This window comes from Pseudomonas sp. TWR1-1-4 (assembly GCF_049897165.1).
GTDB classification, from domain to species: Bacteria; Pseudomonadota; Gammaproteobacteria; order Pseudomonadales; family Pseudomonadaceae; genus Aquipseudomonas; species Aquipseudomonas canadensis.
This window is the reverse complement of the sequence record NZ_JAFCVS010000010.1, coordinates 33,772-49,452: the sequence shown is the minus strand read 5'-3', so window position 1 is coordinate 49,452 and position 15,681 is coordinate 33,772. Positions and strand designations below refer to the sequence as shown.

The window sequence follows — 15,681 nt, the reverse complement described above, 5'->3', positions numbered from 1 at the left end:
CGCCCCTGTACTCAAGCAGCGGCTTCGCTGGCCTTGCGCGGGGTCGGAACAGGATGCAGCCAATTGGCCAACAGATGGGTCGACAGCGGGATGAACCAGTACACCATCAGCGGCGTAAGGGCCATTGTGCTGACCAGAACTCGCGGCGCCAGGTCGAGCTCGCTGAGCAGCGGTCCGAGGACAAAGTTGAACAGCAGTGACACTGGGAAAAATGCCAACCAGATCGCCACCGCCTGCTTCCAGCGTGGTGGGCGGGCGCCGACTGCGCCGAACCAGCCATCGATACCGCGTACGCGGTGCTCGGACGGGTCGGCAAACAGCTCGCTGCCACGGCTCAACCAGGCACTGCGGGACGCCGAAAACTCCCAGGCATGCAGGGTCTTTTCATCGGCAAAGCGGAAAATGATCTGGAATTCATCATCGTTGGGCGGCGGTGCAAGGACACCTGAGCCCAGGTAGCCGGGAAAGTCTGTGGCCAATTGCTCGCCTTCGCGCAGCCAGGCCATCAGTTCTTCGTAGCGACCTTTGGCCACGCGGCGCGCAACCATCAGGGTGACGGGAGAGGTAGACATTGTGTATCTCCAAATAAGCGAGTGCGCTGGGCCGGGTAGGCGGCACACGAACGAGGCTGCGGGGTGTTGCAGCGACGTAGAAAAAACAGGCAAGGATTATTCCTGTTTTAGCGAAATACGCCAGATACTTTGGTCGGCTCGTCGTGCTCCTTGAATCAACCCGTCTAATAAGCGTTAAATAGTATCCAAACTGACACGGACGTTTTTGACCTCTGATGCCCGAAACTATTGATCTTCAGCGCGAAACGACTTCCGACAACGGCACCGTTTCCGATGATCTTTTCCCTATCCGCGAAGTCGCCCGGCTGACCGGCGTCAACCCGGTGACCTTGCGTGCCTGGGAACGGCGCTACGGCCTGATCCAACCCACTCGCACCGAAAGCGGGCATCGGTTGTACTCGCGCCTCGATATCGACACCGTGCACCGGATTCTCGATTGGATCGAACGCGGCGTGGCGGTGAGCAAAGTCGGCAGGATCCTGGCGCGCGACGCGTTGCTCAGCGAACCTGATGCCGCCCTCGGCGCGCAGGCGGAGTGGGAGCAATGGCACGGGCAATTGCGCCATGCAATCAGCGCGTTCGATGACCGCCAATTGGACCGTTTGTACGGCCAGATCTTTTCCGCCTATCCCCTCGCCGTGGTGTTCCAGGACATTTTCATGCCGCTCTGGCAGGCATTGTTGCGTCACCAAGGCCGCTTCGGCCAAGCCAGTGAGTGGGTGTTCTTCGATAATTTCCTGCGCTCGCGTACCGCACAACGTCTGCAGATGGCCGCCGCTGCGCCGCTGCCTCGCGTATTGCTGGCGGCTGTTGCAGGGGAGTGCCGCGAGTTGGAGTTGCTGGTCGCGGGCCTGCTGATGTCCGGGGAAAAACAAGCGGTCAAGATCTTGGGTGTGGGGCAGCCATTCGATGAGTTGACGCTGATCTGTGAAAAGACCCAACCCAGTGCCTTGGTGCTGTTTTCCAATCGCGCCCCCAGCAGCGAGTTGCCGCTACGGCTCAAGCGTCTGGCGCTGACCCTGCATTGCCCGCTGTTGCTGGCCGGTGATGCAGCGGACTTGGCGCAGGAAAGCCTCGCCGGGTCATCAATCGGCTGTCTGGGGAATGAAGGCCGGTTGATGCAGCGCCGCTTGCAGCAGTTTCTGGGCGGCGGCCTGGATACCTGATCTCAAGCGTGGACTTCAGGATGGACCAGACGGTGCTGGTGCAGGATGAATTGGCGCAGGCGCTCGGTTTCGTCGATGTCGCCCTGGCTCAGCCGATAGGCGAACAGCCCCCGTGCGGTTTCTCGTTCGAAGGTTCCGCGCAGCGCGATGCGTTCGTAACCTGAAGGACTGAACCACAGGGAAAAGGTTTTCGGCGGCTTGACCCGACCGCGAATCTCCACCAGCACACCCTTGAACGACACCTCATGCACCCACAACGCACCTGCGTTGCCCCTGATGTTTTCCAGCGCCACCGGTGTTTCAAGCGCCAGGCGCCACGGCCGAATCATCGGGCCGTCTTCGAAAATACTCGGTACGCCCAGACGCAGGTGAATCGCATGGAACTCATCTTCCACCAGATGCAGCGGAAAAGTGAGTTGCTGGTTGTCGAATTGCGCCTGGATGGTGACGTGGTCATGAGCGGCCAGTCGTGTGAGCAAATCGCGAATTTGCGCGCCCCCGTTGACCGTTAAGCTCGACGACGCATCCCGCAGGTTCAGTTGCGGGTTGTGTTGCATATTCTGAATGAAGTCCAGCTCATCCTGGGTCAGAAGCGCGTCACGCTGCATCACTCATGCTCATTAGGGGGTATTAAAATGCCATTATCCCCCCTAATGACCGCATTTTCTAAATTTTGTTAGATCCGCTCGTCGCTCTGAACATCGCCAGTTCAGCCTTGACCTGCGCCAGTTCGCTCTCCAGTTGGGCGACGCGGTGCTGGGCTTTGACTTGCAGGGTAACGTCCTTTTGCACACCGACGAAATACGTCTGCTTGTCCGCCTCGTTGTACACCGACGACAGCGACAGCTCGTTCCAGAAATGGGTGCCGTCCTTGCGGTAATTGCGCAGGATTTCCCGGCAGGCCCCGCCACTCTCCAGTGCCTCCCGAATGGCCATCAGGGCCGGCTGGTCACGGTCGCCCGATTGCAGGAATCGACAATCCTGATAGAGGATTTCATCCAGGGTGTAGCCGGTCAGGCGTTCGAATGCCGGGTTGACATAGATCAGCGGCTTGTCCTTGCCTTCGCGCTCGGCGACGACGATGCCGTCGTTGGAAGCGTTGACGACCAGTTGCATCAGCTTGGCGTTAATCATTGAGCGGTCCATGGCTTGTTTTTGAGCCTGAAGTTTATGGCAATTGTCGAATGTTGCACGGGCTGCGCCGAAATATTTGCCTCAGCTGTTAATATCCCACGCTTTCGCTCAACTACAGGATCAGATTGATGAAAGTCGCCATCCTTTCCGGCTCGGTCTACGGCACTGCAGAAGAAGTCGCCCGCCACGCCGCCGACCTCCTCAAGGCCGCCGGCTTCGAGGCCTGGCACAATCCACGCGCCACGCTGGCGGATGTGCAAGCCTTCGGCCCCGAAGCGTTCCTTGCGGTGACATCCACCACCGGCATGGGCGAGTTGCCCGACAACCTGCAACCCCTGTATTCGACCATTCGCGACCAACTGCCTGCCGCCTGGCGCGGTCTGCCCGGCGCGGTGATCGGCCTGGGTGACGCCAGCTACGGTGATACCTTCTGTGGTGGCGGCGAACAAATGCGCGAGCTGTTTGGTGAACTCGGCGTGCGCGAAGTGCTGCCGATGCTGCGCCTGGACGCCAGCGAAAGCGTCACCCCCGAAGCCGACGCCGAACCGTGGTTGGCCGAGCTGGTCACTGCACTGCGCGGCTGACCGGAAATTCCCGCAGCAACGCCAGCCAGGCCTGGGCGGCCTTCGACAGATAGGCGCCCGCACGCCAGGTAAACGCAATGTCCCAGCGCAGGTCGTCGGGTGCCTTGAGCGTCAGGCGCACCACGCCCGGTCGCACCAGTCCACGGGCAACCACGCTGGGCAACAGCACCACGCCCTGTCCGGCCGCGACCAGGGCAGCGAGGAAGTCGGCCTGGCCGCTGCGCCCGATTTCCCGGGGAGTGAAACCTACCTGCTGGCAGGCCTGGATCAACCGATCATTGAGCACAAAGCTGCGCTGGTACATCAGGAACGGCGTGTCCGCCAGTTCCTCCAGGCGCACCTGAGCGTTGTGTGCCAGCGGGTGATCCATCGGCAGCAGGGCGTCGAGCGGTTCATCGCAGAAGGCTTGTCGGGCGAAGGCCGGATCACTGGAGTTCAGGCAGCCCCCCACATCCAGTTCACCATTGAGAATCGCCTGTTCGATCGTGCGACTGCCGCCCTCCAGCAACTGGATGGTGACTTTCGGGTAGCGCTTGCGGTACTCGGCAAACAGCCCGGCAAACAGCGTATCGCCCGCCAATAGCGGCAGGCCCAGGCGTAACTCGCCGCGGGTCAGTTGCTGCATATCATCCAGCTCACTGAGCAGTTCTGTGTGTAAGCGCAGCATGGCTTCAGCCCGTTGCAGCACCACTTCGCCGGTGGCGGTCAGGCGGATGTGTGAGCCGGTACGTTCCAACAGCGGTGTGCCCAGGCTCTGCTCCAGTTGTGCCACTTGTTTACTGACGGCGGATTGACTGATGTGCAGCGTTTTTCCCGCTTGAGTGAAGCCACCCCGGTGGATCACTTCTACAAAACTGCGCAGCTGTTTGAATTCCATCTACTGAATTCCTGTTTGGAATGGCTGGCAGTCTAACAATTCGCTGTGGGGATAGGGCGCGCCTCTCTAAAATGAAGGCCTGCGAGGACCCAAAGCCCATGAAACGTTTCATCCGTCTGTTGATTGAACTGGTCGTGTTGTTGGCCATTTACCTGCTCGGTTGCCAGTTGGCCGTCTGGCTGGCGTGGCCGATCCCTGGTGGTGTAGTAGGCCTCGGCTTGCTGCTTGCAACCTTCGCCAGCGGCCTGGTCAAACCGGCGGCCCTGCAATTGGGCGCCGGTGTATTGATGGCTGAAATGTTGTTGTTCTTCATCCCCGCGCTGATGAGCCTGCTGGACTACGGCGGCCTGTTGCGCAATGACGGCTGGCGCATCTTGCTGGTAATTGGCTTCAGCACCTTGGCGGTGATGTTGGTGACCGCGTTCACCGTCGAACTGGTGTGCCGTTGGAGGCTGCGCCATGAAGCTTGAATGGATGCCGGTATTCTGGCTCGCCTTGACCTTGGGTGCGTACATTTTCAGCCGCTGGATCTACCGCCGTACCGGCCTTTACCTGTTGTCGCCGCTGATCCTGGTGCCGGTACTCTTGCTGGCCGTGGCGGTGCCGATGAACACCGCCTACGCCGAGTACTCCGCCGACACCCACTGGCTGATGCTCGTGCTGGGTCCGGTGACGGTGGCGTTCGCGGTGCCGATCTGGCAGCAGCGCACGTTGCTGGCGCGTTACTGGCCGGCCTTGTTGTTGGGCATGATCGCCGGCAGCGTGGCCTCTATCGCCACCTCGTTCGGCCTGGCCAAAGCCCTGGCGTTGGACAGCTCGGTGACGATGTCCCTGGTGCCGCGCTCCATCACCACACCGTTCGCTATGCCCGTGTCGTCCGACCTGGGTGGCGTGCCGGAACTGACGGCCGTGTTCGTGATGTTCACCGGCGTATTCGGCGCCATGCTCGGCGGCGTGCTGCTCAAGTGGCTGCCGCTGCGCACACCCTTGGCGCGCGGCGCGCTGTTTGGCGTGGGTGCCCACGGTGCGGGGGTGAGCCGAGCCCACGAAGTCGGCGGCGAAGAGGGCTCCGTCGCGGGCTTGGTGATGGTGCTGACGGGGTTGCTCAACCTGTTCGCCGCGCCTTTATTGACGGCACTTCTCTGACGTCGCTTGGATGGATCTCAACTATTCTCAACGCTGACTCGTACGGTCATCAAGCTGGCTGCCAAGGCAACTACGGCGGCAGAGACGTCTGACTAGACTGGCCCATCACCCAAAATAACAAGAAGAAAATGTGCCAAGGAGGTCGTTGCCGTGAGTCATGCCCCCGTTCTATCGCCACAGAATGTCAAAGATCAGGTCAGCGCTGCCGAATGGCAGACCCGTGTCGACCTTGCCGCCTGCTACCGCCTGGTGGCGATGCATGGCTGGGATGACCTGATCTTCACCCACATCTCGGCCAAGGTGCCGGGCACTGATGACTTCCTGATCAACCCCTACGGGCTGATGTTTCATGAGATCACCGCGTCGAGCCTGGTGAAGGTCGACCAGGCCGGCAACAAGCTGATGGACAGCCCCTACGAGATCAACCCGGCGGGCTACACCATTCACAGCGCCATCCACGAAGTGCGCCACGACGTGACCTGCGTGCTGCACACCCACACCGCTGCCGGTGTGGCGGTGGCGGCACAGAAGCAAGGCATATTGCCGATCAGCCAGCAGTCGATATTCGTGCTGTCGAGCCTGGCTTATCACGCCTACGAAGGCGTGGCGCTGAATCATGAAGAGAAGGTCCGCCTGCAGGCCGATCTGGGCGACAACAACTTCCTGATGCTGCACAACCATGGCCTGCTGACCTGCGGCAGCACCATTGCCGACACCTTTCTGATGATGTTCACTTTCCAGCGCGCCTGCGATATCCAGGTGCTGGCGCAAAACGGTGGCGCTGAATTGATCAACATCGGCCCGCAGATTCTCGCTGGCGCCAAGGCGATGGTGGCGGCTGTCACAAAGAGCGCGCAAGGTATGGGAGGCGCGCTGGCCTGGCCGGCGTTGCTGCGTAAGCTGGACACTCAAGACCCTGGGTATAGAAGCTGATGCCACTCGCCGAGATCCCGCTGAGAGCCTGGCGCAAACGCAGCCAGACGTTCGACTTCCATGGCCGCACCCTCCGTTATTGGGTGGCGGGGCAGGGCGAGCCGTTGCTGCTGATCCATGGCTTTCCCACCGCCAGTTGGGACTGGCACTACTTGTGGCAGCCCTTGGCCCAGCGCAACTTGGTGATCGCCTGCGACATGCTCGGTTTCGGCGACTCGGCCAAGCCACTCGACCACGGTTACTGCCTGCTGGAGCAGGCGGATTTGCAACAAGCATTGCTGGAACACCTGCGCGTTGAGCAGCCGGTGCACGTGCTCGCCCACGACTACGGTGACAGCGTCGCCCAGGAACTGCTGGCCCGGCACTACGAGGGTCGCTTTCAGATGGCCAGCTGCGTGTTCCTCAACGGTGGGCTGTTTCCCGAAACCCATCGCCCGGCGCTGGTGCAAAAACTCTTGCTGAGCCCGCTGGGCTGGATGATCGGTCGTGCCTTTGGGCGCAATGCCTTGGCGAACAGTTTCAACCAGATCTTTGGCCCTGATACCCGTCCCAGCGAAAGCGCTCTGGATGATTTCTGGAGCCTGATCGACTGCCATGACGGCACGCGCATCCTGCACAAACTCATTGCCTACATCCCTCAACGCCGCCGTATGCGTGAGCGTTGGGTGGCAGCGATGCAACAGGGCGATGTGCCGCTGCGGGTGATCGATGGCGAGATCGACCCGATTTCGGGCGCTCATATGGTGGCGCGTTACCGCGAGTTGGTGCCCCACGCCGACACGGTGCTGCTGGCCAATATCGGCCACTACCCACAGATCGAGGCGCCGGTGCAGGTGCTCAAACACTACCTGGCGTTTCGTGACCGGATTGGGCAACCGACACCTCGATTGGCCTATTCCTGAGCTGACGATTATCCCCCAGCCTTATCGAGCACCATTCAGCCCTGGCCGGCTTTATTGTGACCAGCGCCCCCTTGCCTGACACTCGACCTATTCCCATTGTCGCCATTGGAGTTCGGTATGAGTGAATCAGTGCAGTTCCAGGATAAGGTCGTGATCGTCACCGGTGCCGGCGGCGGATTGGGCCGTGCCCATGCGCTGCTGTTCGCCAAACATGGCGCCAAGGTGCTGGTCAACGACCTGGGCGGTTCCACCCAGGGCGAAGGCGCCAACGCTTCGGCTGCCGATCGCGTGGTGGCGCAGATTCGCGAAGCTGGCGGTATTGCTGAAGCCAACCATGACTCTGTCACCGACGGTGACAAGATTGTGCAGAACGCCCTCGATGCGTTTGGCCGTATCGATGTGGTGGTCAACAACGCCGGCATCCTGCGCGACAAGACCTTCCACAAAATGGACGACAGCGACTGGGACCTGGTTTACCGGGTGCATGTCGAGGGCGCCTACAAAGTTACCCGCGCCGCTTGGCCCCATCTGCGCGAGCAAGGTTACGGCCGGGTGATCTTCACCGCATCCACCTCGGGCATCTACGGTAACTTCGGCCAGTCCAACTACGGCATGGCCAAGCTGGGTCTGTACGGGCTGACGCGGACCCTGGCGCTGGAAGGTCGCAAGAACAACATCCTGGTCAACGCCATCGCCCCGACAGGCGGCACGCGCATGACCGAAGGCCTGATCCCGCCTCAGGTATTCGAGCGGCTCAAGCCGGAGCTGGTCAGCCCATTGGTGGTGTACCTGGGCAGCGAAGCGTGCCAGGAAACCTCGGGGCTGTTTGAAGTGGGCGGCGGCTGGATCGGCAAGACCCGTTGGGAGCGTAGCCTGGGGGTGGGCTTTGATCCGGAAACGGGCTTCTCGCCTGATGACGTGGCGGCGCATTGGCAGCAGATCTGCGACTTCGAAGGGGCGGCGCACCCCAAGGACAACATCGAGGCGTTGAAGGAGATGATGGCCAATTTGCAGAAGTTCAGCCTGTGATCGTTGCTTGAATAAGCTTGAATCCTACGGGGCGCTGATGGCGTCCCGTTTTATTCCAGGCATAAAAAAGGCCGCTGCATAGGCAGCGGCCGAAGTAAGACGTTGGATCAAGGAGCGACAAATCAACGTCAGTGAACACGGGTAACAGACTGAAAAAAGGCATCAATCCATTTGAATCTGGCTTTTCTTCCCGATGGGGAAGCGGGCTATTTGCCCTGAAAGCCCGACAAGAATAGCCGCTTGTAACAAAATGAGTAATGCCGATTCGTGACAAGGACTGTTGCGCAATCAGCAACAGTTGCGCAGTCCTCCATACATCCCCCTGATAACCCTCCATCCACCTAATGCATGCCTGCGCCCGGAGCCCAGGCCAGAGCGCCGTGTCATCCTTTTGGGCGACAACACGAATCCCTCCTTGGTGCGCTTATCGCTCCCGTTGGGCGGCAGTAGGGTGGGGCCTTCTGTCACTCACCGGGGAAGACGCATGACAAGAACAACAATGCGCGCCATCTTCAGGCCACAGGCGCTGGCCGCTGCGGTTGCGTTGGGGTGCTGTGCCCAGGCACAGGCTGTTTCGTTCAACATTGGCGAGATCGAAGGGCAATTCGACTCCTCGCTGTCGGTGGGCGCGAGCTGGGGCATGCGCGACGCCGATAAAAAGCTGGTGGGCACCGTCAACGGCGGCACTGGCCAGGCGTCTACCGGGGATGACGGGCGCCTGAACTTCAAGAAGGGCGAGACCTTTTCCAAGATCTTCAAGGGTATTCACGACCTGGAACTCAAGTACGGTGACAGCGGCGTGTTCGTTCGGGGCAAGTACTGGTACGACTTCGAGTTGCAGGATGAAGATCGCGAATTCAAACAGATCAGCAATCACCACCGCGATGAAGGCGCGCGGTCTTCCGGCTACGAATTGCTCGATGCCTTCGTCTATCACAACTATTCCATTGGCGATCAGCCAGGGAACGTGCGGCTGGGCAAGCAAGTGGTCAGTTGGGGCGAGAGCACTTTTATCGGTAACTCCATCAACAGCATCAACCCCATCGACGTTTCAGCCTTTCGCCGCCCCGGTGCGGAGATCAAGGAAGGGCTGATTCCGGTAAATATGCTGTTCGCTTCCCAGAGCTTGACCAACCAGCTGACAGTGGAAGGTTTTTACCAACTGAACTGGGAAAATACCGTACTGGATAATTGCGGCACATTCTTTGGTGGGGATGTGGCGGCCCACGGCTGTAATGACAACTACACGGTCGGTAACCCGGCGATTGCGCCGTTGCAGCCTGTAGCCGCCGCGTTTGGACAGGGCTTTCAAGTGACCCGTGAAGGTGTGATCGTGCAGCGTGCACGGGATCGTGATGCCCGTGACAGTGGTCAGTTCGGTACGGCGTTGCGTTGGTTGGGAGATGACACCGAATACGGCCTGTACTTCATGAACTACCACAGCCGCACCCCGACGGTGGGCACCATCACCAACAATACAAGCCTGGCCAGGCTCGGTGCGATCTCCGGCGCAGCCAATGGCATCGCGCCCGGCTCGGGTGCAGGTCTGGTCCAGAGCCTGATGCTCGGTCGTGGCCAGTATTACCTCGACTACCCGGAAGACATCCGCCTGTTCGGTGCGAGCTTCTCCACCACCTTGCCTACCGGCACGGCCTGGACCGGCGAGATCAGCTATCGCCCCAATGCCCCCGTGCAACTCAACACCACCGACCTGACCCTGGCCCTGATCAACCCGGTTGCAGGCCAACTGGCCTCGCCGATCCGCAGCAACTTTGGCGACGACAACAAAGGCTACCGCCGCAAGGAAATCACGCAGATCCAAAGCACCATGACCCAGTTCTTCGACCAGGTGCTGGGGGCCGAACGCCTGACGCTGGTTGGCGAGGCTGCGTACGTGCACGTCGCCGGGCTGGAAGACAAATCCAAACTGCGCTACGGCCGCGACTCGGTCTACGGTGCCTATGGTTTTCAAGGCGACACCGACGGTTTTGTCACAGCCAATTCCTGGGGCTACCGAGCGCGCGCGATCCTTGACTACAACAATGCACTTTTCGGGGTGAACCTCAAGCCCAACCTGTCGTGGTCCCATGACGTGGCCGGCTACGGCCCCAATGGTCTGTTCAACAAAGGCGCCAAGGCCATCAGCATCGGCGTGGACGCGGACTACCGCAGCACCTACACCGCCAGCCTGAGCTACACCGACTTTTTCGGCGGCGACTACAACACCCTGACCGACCGCGACTTCCTCGCCCTCAGCTTCGGCGCGAACTTCTGACCTGGCTTAAAGAAGGACAAGCATCCATGCGTAAGACAATTGCAGTGTTGGCCCTCAGCCTGTTGGCCACCCACGTGATGGCAGCGGTGTCGCCGGAAGAGGCGGCCAAGCTCGGCACGACCCTGACCCCGGTCGGCGCCGAAAAAGCCGGCAACGCCGACGGCTCAATCCCGGCCTGGACCGGTGGCATTCCTAAAAATGCCGGCGCCGTCGACAGCAAAGGCTTCCTCGCCGACCCGTTCGCCAGTGAGAAACCGCTGTTCGTGATCACCGCGGCCACTGTCGACAAGTACAAGGACAAACTTTCCGACGGCCAGGTGGCGATGTTCAAGCGTTACCCTGAGACCTACAAAATTCCGGTGTACCCAACCCACCGCACGGTCAACCTGCCGCCGGAGATCTACGAGTCGATCAAGCGCAGCGCGCTGAACGTCAAGCCGATCAACGACGGCAATGGACTGGAAGGTTTCACCGGTAACCGCTACTACGCGTTCCCGATTCCGAAGAATGGCGTGGAAGTGCTGTGGAACCACATCACCCGCTACCACGGCGGCAATTTGCGCCGCATCATCACCCAGGCCACGCCGCAGACCAACGGCAGCTACACGCCGATCCGCTTCGAAGAGGAAGTGGCGGTGCCGCAATTGATCCCGGACATGGACCCGGCCAAGGCGGCCAACGTGCTGACCTTCTTCAAACAGTCGGTGACGGCCCCGGCGCGCCTGGCGGGCAACGTGCTGCTGGTGCATGAAACCCTCGACCAAGTGAAGGAGCCGCGCCTGGCGTGGATCTACAACGCCGGCCAGCGTCGCGTACGCCGCGCGCCGCAAGTCGCCTATGACGGGCCGGGCACCGCCTCCGACGGCCTGCGCACCTCGGACAATTTCGACATGTTCTCCGGTGCTCCGGACCGCTACGACTGGAAGCTGGTGGGCAAGAAAGAGATGTACATCCCCTACAACAGCTACAAGCTGGACCAGCCGACACTCAAGTACGACGACATCATCAAGGCCGGCCATATCAACCAGGACCTGACCCGCTATGAGCTGCACCGCGTGTGGGAAGTGGTGGGCACGGTCAAGCCGAGTGAGCGGCATATCTACGCCAAGCGCCATATGTATATCGACGAGGACAGCTGGCAGGTGGCGCTGGTGGATCACTACGACGGCCGTGGTCAACTGTGGCGTGTCGCCGAAGGTCATGCGCAGTTCTATTACGACCACCAGACTCCGGCCTACACCGTGGAAACCCTCTACGACATCATCGCCGGGCGCTACATCGCGCTGGGCATGAAGAATGAGGAGAAGAGCAGCTTTGTGTTTGGCTTCGCGGCCAAGGCGGCGGACTACACCCCGGCCGCATTGAGGGCCGAAGGGGTTCGTTGATCCTTGATGTAAAATGCAGGTCCAATGTGGGAGCGGGCTTGCTCGCGAACGCGGAGTGTCAGTCACCGAATTCATAGACTGATCCGCCGCCTTCGCGAGCAAGCCCGCTCCCACATTGGGTTGTGGATACCTTGAATTTTATGGCTGGAAATCACCCTGCTGAATACTTCTTCAACAACCGCCGACCACAGGACTAGGGTAGGCGCCACGTTGCATAACAATAAAAAAGCAGGATGCAGCAATGACCGCCATGACACGCTGCCTGGACCGTCCTGGATTCATGCCTCGGCTGTCCGCCCACCATCTATTGCGCCCACGTTTGGCCGAGCCTTTGCTGGCGGCGCAGGTCAGGGTCAAGTTGCTCTGCGCGCCGGCTGGCAGTGGCAAGAGTGCGCTGCTCGCCGAGTGCGCGTTGCAGGCACCCAAGGATTGCCCGGTGTACTGGCTGCCGCTCAATGGCGTTGCCCTGAGCCCCGTCGATCTTTGCCAGCGCTTGGCGCAGAACCTGGGTTTGCCGTTCACCGATGAAGCCACCCTGCTGTCGGACCTTGCGCGTTGGCAGGCCCCGGCGTGGGTGTTCCTCGATGACTTCTGCCGCTTGTCCGCGCCGGACACCGACGCTTTGCTCGATCGCCTGTTGACCGCCAGCAGTCCAGCCCTGACCTGGTGGCTGGGCGCGCGGCGTCGGCCACTGTGCAATTGGCCGCGGTTGCTGCTCGACGACGAGTTGCTGGAGTGCGGCGCAGACTTGGCGTTCAGCCCTGTCGAGATCCAGCATTTGCTCACTCATGCCCCGGGGCAATCCGTCGACAGCGTGTTGCAGTTCAGTGCTGGTTGGTGTGCCGGCGCGCGCATTGCCTTGTTGGGGGACGGCCACCCGGAAAAGACCTTGCTCGATTACCTGCAACACGAACTGTTCAGCACCTTGCCACCCGAACTGGCCGAAGCCTGGCGCGTGCTGGCCCATCTGCCGCGCTTCAACGCTGGGTTGTGCGAGCACTTGTTCGGCTTTGGCGACGGTGATCAGTACCTGCACGATCTGCAGGCCTTCGGCGCGTTTATCCAGCCCTGGGAAGACACCGACTGGTTGCAGGTTTTTCCTCCGCTCTCCCATTTGCTGCGTGATGAGCCCTGGCCGGCCAAGCGTTCATGGCATCGCCGCGCCTGCCAATGGTTCACCGCCGAACAGGACTGGCAGGCCGCATTTGAACAAGCCTTGCTCGCCGAAGAATATGAAGTGGCGGTGAGCCTGTTGCAGCACTTCAGTTTCGAAGACCTGTTCCGCCAGCAGAACGCGATGCTGCTGTTGCGCCTGCATGAACAGCAGGGCGACGAACTGATGCTCGGTTCGGCGCAATTGGTCGGGCTGTTGACCGCGGCGTTGCTGTTCGCCGGGCGCTTCGAGCAGGCCGCGCAATGCATCCATCAACTGGCACGCTTCGCGCCGCAACCGACAGCGGCGCAGCAGCGCTATCTGCTGGCGCGCTGGCAGGCGCAGTGGGGCTGGCTGCTGCATCTGGGTGGCGATGCCGAACGTTCTCGCGAACACTTCCTCGAAGCGCTTCAAGCCTTGCCCGACAGCGCCTGGACGTCGCGGTTGATGTGTCTTTCGGGCCTGACCCAGCAAGCCTTGTTGCGCGGTGAACTGGACGTGGCCCAGGCCCTGAGCCGCGAAGCCTTGTGCCTGGCCCGTGCCCACGGCTCGTTGCTGCTCGAAGCCTTGTTGGAGCTGGATCACGCGCAACTGCTGGAGCAGCGTGGCGCTCCTTATCGGGCGCAAAGCCTGCTGGAGAATGTGCAGGCGATGCTGCTCGAGCAGCGCCTCAAGGCCGGGCCTCTGGTCGGGCGCATCGCCCTGCGGCGCGGGCACCTGGCGTTGCGGCAAGGGCAGGACAGCCTGGCTGCCGAGTGTTTCGAGGCGGGCTTGAAGATGTGCCTGCACAGCCAGGACAAGCGCGTGCTTTACGGATTTCTTGGACTGGCTCTGCTGGCCGCCAACCGTGGCGATTACGCCCAGGCCTTTGTGCAACTGCGCGACGCCGAGCGGCTGATGCAACAGCGTCAGGTGCCCGACACGGTGTACCGCGCGGTGTTGCTGTTGGTCAGCGGGCATTTCTGGTTGCAGCAGGGGCGTGCCGAATTGACAGTGGAAGCGGTGCGCCGCGTGCTTCGCCACTTTCGTGGGCCCCAGGCCAGACAGGCACCGCCGGCCACTCTGGAACTGGTGCCGCGCCTGGAGTACCTGCTGGTGCTGGCGGAAGTCAAACTGGGTTGCGCCGATCAATCGGTGGAGCGGCTCACGGCCTTGCTGGAGACCGCCCATCAGCGCGGCATGCTCTGCCTGGAAACCGAGCTGCACCTGGTGCTGGGCGAAGTGGCCTGGCAAGTCGGTGATTGCGCGCTGGCACGCCGCTCGCTGCAAACCGGGCTGGCGTTGGCGGCACGCTGCCAAGTGCAGCAAGCGATTCGCGAACTGCGGTTGCGCTCGCCGGGGTTGTTGAGTGAGCTGGGCATGGAGCCGCAAGCGCCAGGGTCGGGAACGGTAGAGAGCCCACTCAGCCAGCGCGAGTTGGAAGTCCTGCAGTTGATCGCCCTGGGCAATTCCAACCTGGAAATCGCCGACCGGCTGTTTATCTCCCTGCATACGGTCAAGACCCACGCGCGGCGTATCCACAGCAAGCTCGGCGTGGAGCGACGTACGCAAGCCGTGGCCAAGGCCAAGACGTTGGGGTTGATGACCTAGGCGCAAAACGCCTGTCGGTACTCGCCGGGCGTGGCGCCCATGGCTTGGCGGAAGCGATGGGTGAAGTGGCTGGCGCTGGAGAAACCGCACATCAAGGCGATTTCACTCAAGGGCAGGGCGCTGCTGCGCAGCAGGGCCTGGGCACGGGTGAGGCGGCGCGCCAGCAGGTATTGGTGGGGCGGCAGGCCGAAGCTTTGGCGGAACATCCGCGCGAAATGGTATTCCGACAGCGCACACATCCCGGCGAGCTGGCCCAGGCTGATCGGGTCTTCCAGGTGCTGGTCGATGTAGTCCACCAACAGCCGTCGCTGATGCGCCGCCAGCCCGCCTTTCAATCGCAGCCCATCGCGGGCGCCGACCTGGCTGAGCAGGGTGTGGCTGAGCATTTCATGGGCCAGGCTACTGGTCAGCAGGCGCTCGGCGGGCTCGTGCCAGTTCAGCGCGATCAACTGGTGAAAGCGCCGGGCCTGGCTGGCGTCTTCCAGGAAGGTGCTTTCGCGCAATTGCAGAGTGCGCGGTTCGCGGTCGAGCAGGGTGACGCAGCCCAGGGCGAATTGCTCCGGGCTGAAGTACACATGGGCCAGGCGGATTTCGCCGTTGATCACCCAGGCCGACTGATGCTCGGCGGGCAGGATGCACAACTTGTCGGGCCCGCCCTTGGTGCCCGGCTGGTCACGCCGAAAGGTGCCGGTGCCACCGCCGATGTAGCACGACAAGGTGTGATGGCTGGGAGCCTGGTAATCCTGGGCATCGTGATGGTTGCTCCACAAAGCCGCAGACAAGCCGTCACCGAGCTCGGCGCAGGCTTCGAGGCGTGCATTGGGCGAGCGGTTAAGGGCTTGAAAGACGTGCAGGGATTCCAGATCAGGCATGGTTCGTACTCTCCGACGCCTTGCATCCTACTCCGCGCGTTGAGTGCTGTGCGCCCACCGTCC

Annotated in this window: 15 protein-coding genes; 10 read left to right on the top strand and 5 right to left on the bottom strand. The window is 61.4% G+C overall.

Annotated elements, in window-relative coordinates:
* Positions 1-11: 11 nt before the first annotated feature.
* Positions 12-572, bottom strand: a complete 561-nt coding sequence (locus tag ACP7C6_RS28480; protein WP_028617900.1) for an antibiotic biosynthesis monooxygenase — start codon at positions 570-572, stop codon at positions 12-14.
* 215 nt (positions 573-787) lie between these two features.
* Between ACP7C6_RS28480 and ACP7C6_RS28475 the strand changes: the two genes are divergently transcribed.
* Complete coding sequence (locus ACP7C6_RS28475) at positions 788-1,738, top strand: MerR family transcriptional regulator (RefSeq protein ID WP_305382747.1); 951 nt, start codon at positions 788-790, stop codon at positions 1,736-1,738.
* Positions 1,739-1,740: 2 nt separating this feature from the next.
* On the opposite strand, the gene ACP7C6_RS28470 is transcribed toward ACP7C6_RS28475, so the two are convergent.
* Both ACP7C6_RS28470 and ACP7C6_RS28465 read right to left on the bottom strand, forming a co-directional pair.
* Complete coding sequence (locus ACP7C6_RS28470) at positions 1,741-2,346, bottom strand: hypothetical protein (RefSeq protein WP_028617898.1); 606 nt, start codon at positions 2,344-2,346, stop codon at positions 1,741-1,743.
* A 58-nt stretch (positions 2,347-2,404) separates the two neighbouring features.
* Positions 2,405-2,872 carry a PAS domain-containing protein gene (locus ACP7C6_RS28465; RefSeq protein WP_426109543.1) on the bottom strand — a complete coding sequence of 156 codons (468 nt, stop codon included), beginning with the start codon at positions 2,870-2,872 and terminating at the stop codon, positions 2,405-2,407.
* Positions 2,873-3,000: 128 nt separating this feature from the next.
* On the opposite strand from ACP7C6_RS28465, the gene ACP7C6_RS28460 reads away from it, so the two are divergent.
* Positions 3,001-3,456 carry a flavodoxin gene (locus ACP7C6_RS28460; RefSeq protein ID WP_426109542.1) on the top strand — a complete coding sequence of 152 codons (456 nt, stop codon included), beginning with the start codon at positions 3,001-3,003 and terminating at the stop codon, positions 3,454-3,456.
* On the opposite strand, the gene ACP7C6_RS28455 is transcribed toward ACP7C6_RS28460, so the two are convergent.
* Complete coding sequence (locus ACP7C6_RS28455; RefSeq protein ID WP_311894000.1) at positions 3,437-4,333, bottom strand: LysR family transcriptional regulator; 897 nt, start codon at positions 4,331-4,333, stop codon at positions 3,437-3,439. The two genes, ACP7C6_RS28460 and ACP7C6_RS28455, sit on opposite strands and share 20 nt — an antisense overlap.
* A gap of 98 nt (positions 4,334-4,431) precedes the next feature.
* Between ACP7C6_RS28455 and ACP7C6_RS28450 the strand changes: the two genes are divergently transcribed.
* From ACP7C6_RS28450 to ACP7C6_RS28415, 8 genes are all read left to right on the top strand, one after another.
* A complete protein-coding gene (locus tag ACP7C6_RS28450) occupies positions 4,432-4,803 on the top strand; it encodes a CidA/LrgA family protein (protein WP_028617894.1) in 372 nt (123 codons plus the stop codon).
* Complete coding sequence (locus tag ACP7C6_RS28445) at positions 4,793-5,479, top strand: LrgB family protein (RefSeq protein ID WP_122683434.1); 687 nt, start codon at positions 4,793-4,795, stop codon at positions 5,477-5,479. The genes ACP7C6_RS28450 and ACP7C6_RS28445 overlap by 11 nt, the downstream gene beginning before the upstream one ends.
* Before the next feature lie 150 nt (positions 5,480-5,629).
* Positions 5,630-6,412, top strand: coding sequence for a class II aldolase/adducin family protein (locus ACP7C6_RS28440; protein ID WP_236318311.1), 783 nt, complete (start codon positions 5,630-5,632; stop codon positions 6,410-6,412).
* On the top strand, positions 6,412-7,314 hold the full coding sequence (locus tag ACP7C6_RS28435; protein WP_028617891.1) for an alpha/beta fold hydrolase: 903 nt from the start codon (positions 6,412-6,414) through the stop codon (positions 7,312-7,314). The genes ACP7C6_RS28440 and ACP7C6_RS28435 overlap by 1 nt, the downstream gene beginning before the upstream one ends.
* A 117-nt stretch (positions 7,315-7,431) precedes the next feature.
* On the top strand, positions 7,432-8,343 hold the full coding sequence (locus ACP7C6_RS28430) for an SDR family oxidoreductase (protein WP_028617890.1): 912 nt from the start codon (positions 7,432-7,434) through the stop codon (positions 8,341-8,343).
* A 484-nt stretch (positions 8,344-8,827) separates the two neighbouring features.
* Positions 8,828-10,618 carry a DUF1302 domain-containing protein gene (locus tag ACP7C6_RS28425; protein ID WP_426109541.1) on the top strand — a complete coding sequence of 597 codons (1,791 nt, stop codon included), beginning with the start codon at positions 8,828-8,830 and terminating at the stop codon, positions 10,616-10,618.
* 26 nt (positions 10,619-10,644) lie between these two features.
* Positions 10,645-12,003 (top strand): DUF1329 domain-containing protein, encoded by a 1,359-nt coding sequence (locus tag ACP7C6_RS28420; RefSeq protein ID WP_038842226.1) that lies wholly within the window; start codon positions 10,645-10,647, stop codon positions 12,001-12,003.
* A 241-nt stretch (positions 12,004-12,244) separates the two neighbouring features.
* Positions 12,245-14,746 (top strand): LuxR C-terminal-related transcriptional regulator, encoded by a 2,502-nt coding sequence (locus ACP7C6_RS28415; RefSeq protein ID WP_426109540.1) that lies wholly within the window; start codon positions 12,245-12,247, stop codon positions 14,744-14,746.
* Here the strand turns inward: ACP7C6_RS28415 and ACP7C6_RS28410 are convergent.
* A complete protein-coding gene (locus ACP7C6_RS28410) occupies positions 14,743-15,618 on the bottom strand; it encodes a helix-turn-helix domain-containing protein (RefSeq protein WP_122683429.1) in 876 nt (291 codons plus the stop codon). The two genes, ACP7C6_RS28415 and ACP7C6_RS28410, sit on opposite strands and share 4 nt — an antisense overlap.
* Between the last annotated feature and the right edge of the window lie 63 nt (positions 15,619-15,681).

Bases quoted from the DNA above. Each gene is read 5' to 3' on its own strand.
- ACP7C6_RS28480 (WP_028617900.1), bottom strand. From the start codon at position 572: ATGTCTACCTCTCCCGTCACCCTGATGGTTGCGCGCCGCGTGGCCAAA.
- ACP7C6_RS28475 (WP_305382747.1), top strand. From the start codon at position 788: ATGCCCGAAACTATTGATCTTCAGCGCGAAACGACTTCCGACAACGGC.
- ACP7C6_RS28470 (WP_028617898.1), bottom strand. From the start codon at position 2,346: ATGCAGCGTGACGCGCTTCTGACCCAGGATGAGCTGGACTTCATTCAG.
- ACP7C6_RS28465 (WP_426109543.1), bottom strand. From the start codon at position 2,872: ATGATTAACGCCAAGCTGATGCAACTGGTCGTCAACGCTTCCAACGAC.
- ACP7C6_RS28460 (WP_426109542.1), top strand. From the start codon at position 3,001: ATGAAAGTCGCCATCCTTTCCGGCTCGGTCTACGGCACTGCAGAAGAA.
- ACP7C6_RS28455 (WP_311894000.1), bottom strand. From the start codon at position 4,333: ATGGAATTCAAACAGCTGCGCAGTTTTGTAGAAGTGATCCACCGGGGT.
- ACP7C6_RS28450 (WP_028617894.1), top strand. From the start codon at position 4,432: ATGAAACGTTTCATCCGTCTGTTGATTGAACTGGTCGTGTTGTTGGCC.
- ACP7C6_RS28445 (WP_122683434.1), top strand. From the start codon at position 4,793: ATGAAGCTTGAATGGATGCCGGTATTCTGGCTCGCCTTGACCTTGGGT.
- ACP7C6_RS28435 (WP_028617891.1), top strand. From the start codon at position 6,412: ATGCCACTCGCCGAGATCCCGCTGAGAGCCTGGCGCAAACGCAGCCAG.
- ACP7C6_RS28430 (WP_028617890.1), top strand. From the start codon at position 7,432: ATGAGTGAATCAGTGCAGTTCCAGGATAAGGTCGTGATCGTCACCGGT.
- ACP7C6_RS28425 (WP_426109541.1), top strand. From the start codon at position 8,828: ATGACAAGAACAACAATGCGCGCCATCTTCAGGCCACAGGCGCTGGCC.
- ACP7C6_RS28420 (WP_038842226.1), top strand. From the start codon at position 10,645: ATGCGTAAGACAATTGCAGTGTTGGCCCTCAGCCTGTTGGCCACCCAC.
- ACP7C6_RS28415 (WP_426109540.1), top strand. From the start codon at position 12,245: ATGACCGCCATGACACGCTGCCTGGACCGTCCTGGATTCATGCCTCGG.
- ACP7C6_RS28410 (WP_122683429.1), bottom strand. From the start codon at position 15,618: ATGCCTGATCTGGAATCCCTGCACGTCTTTCAAGCCCTTAACCGCTCG.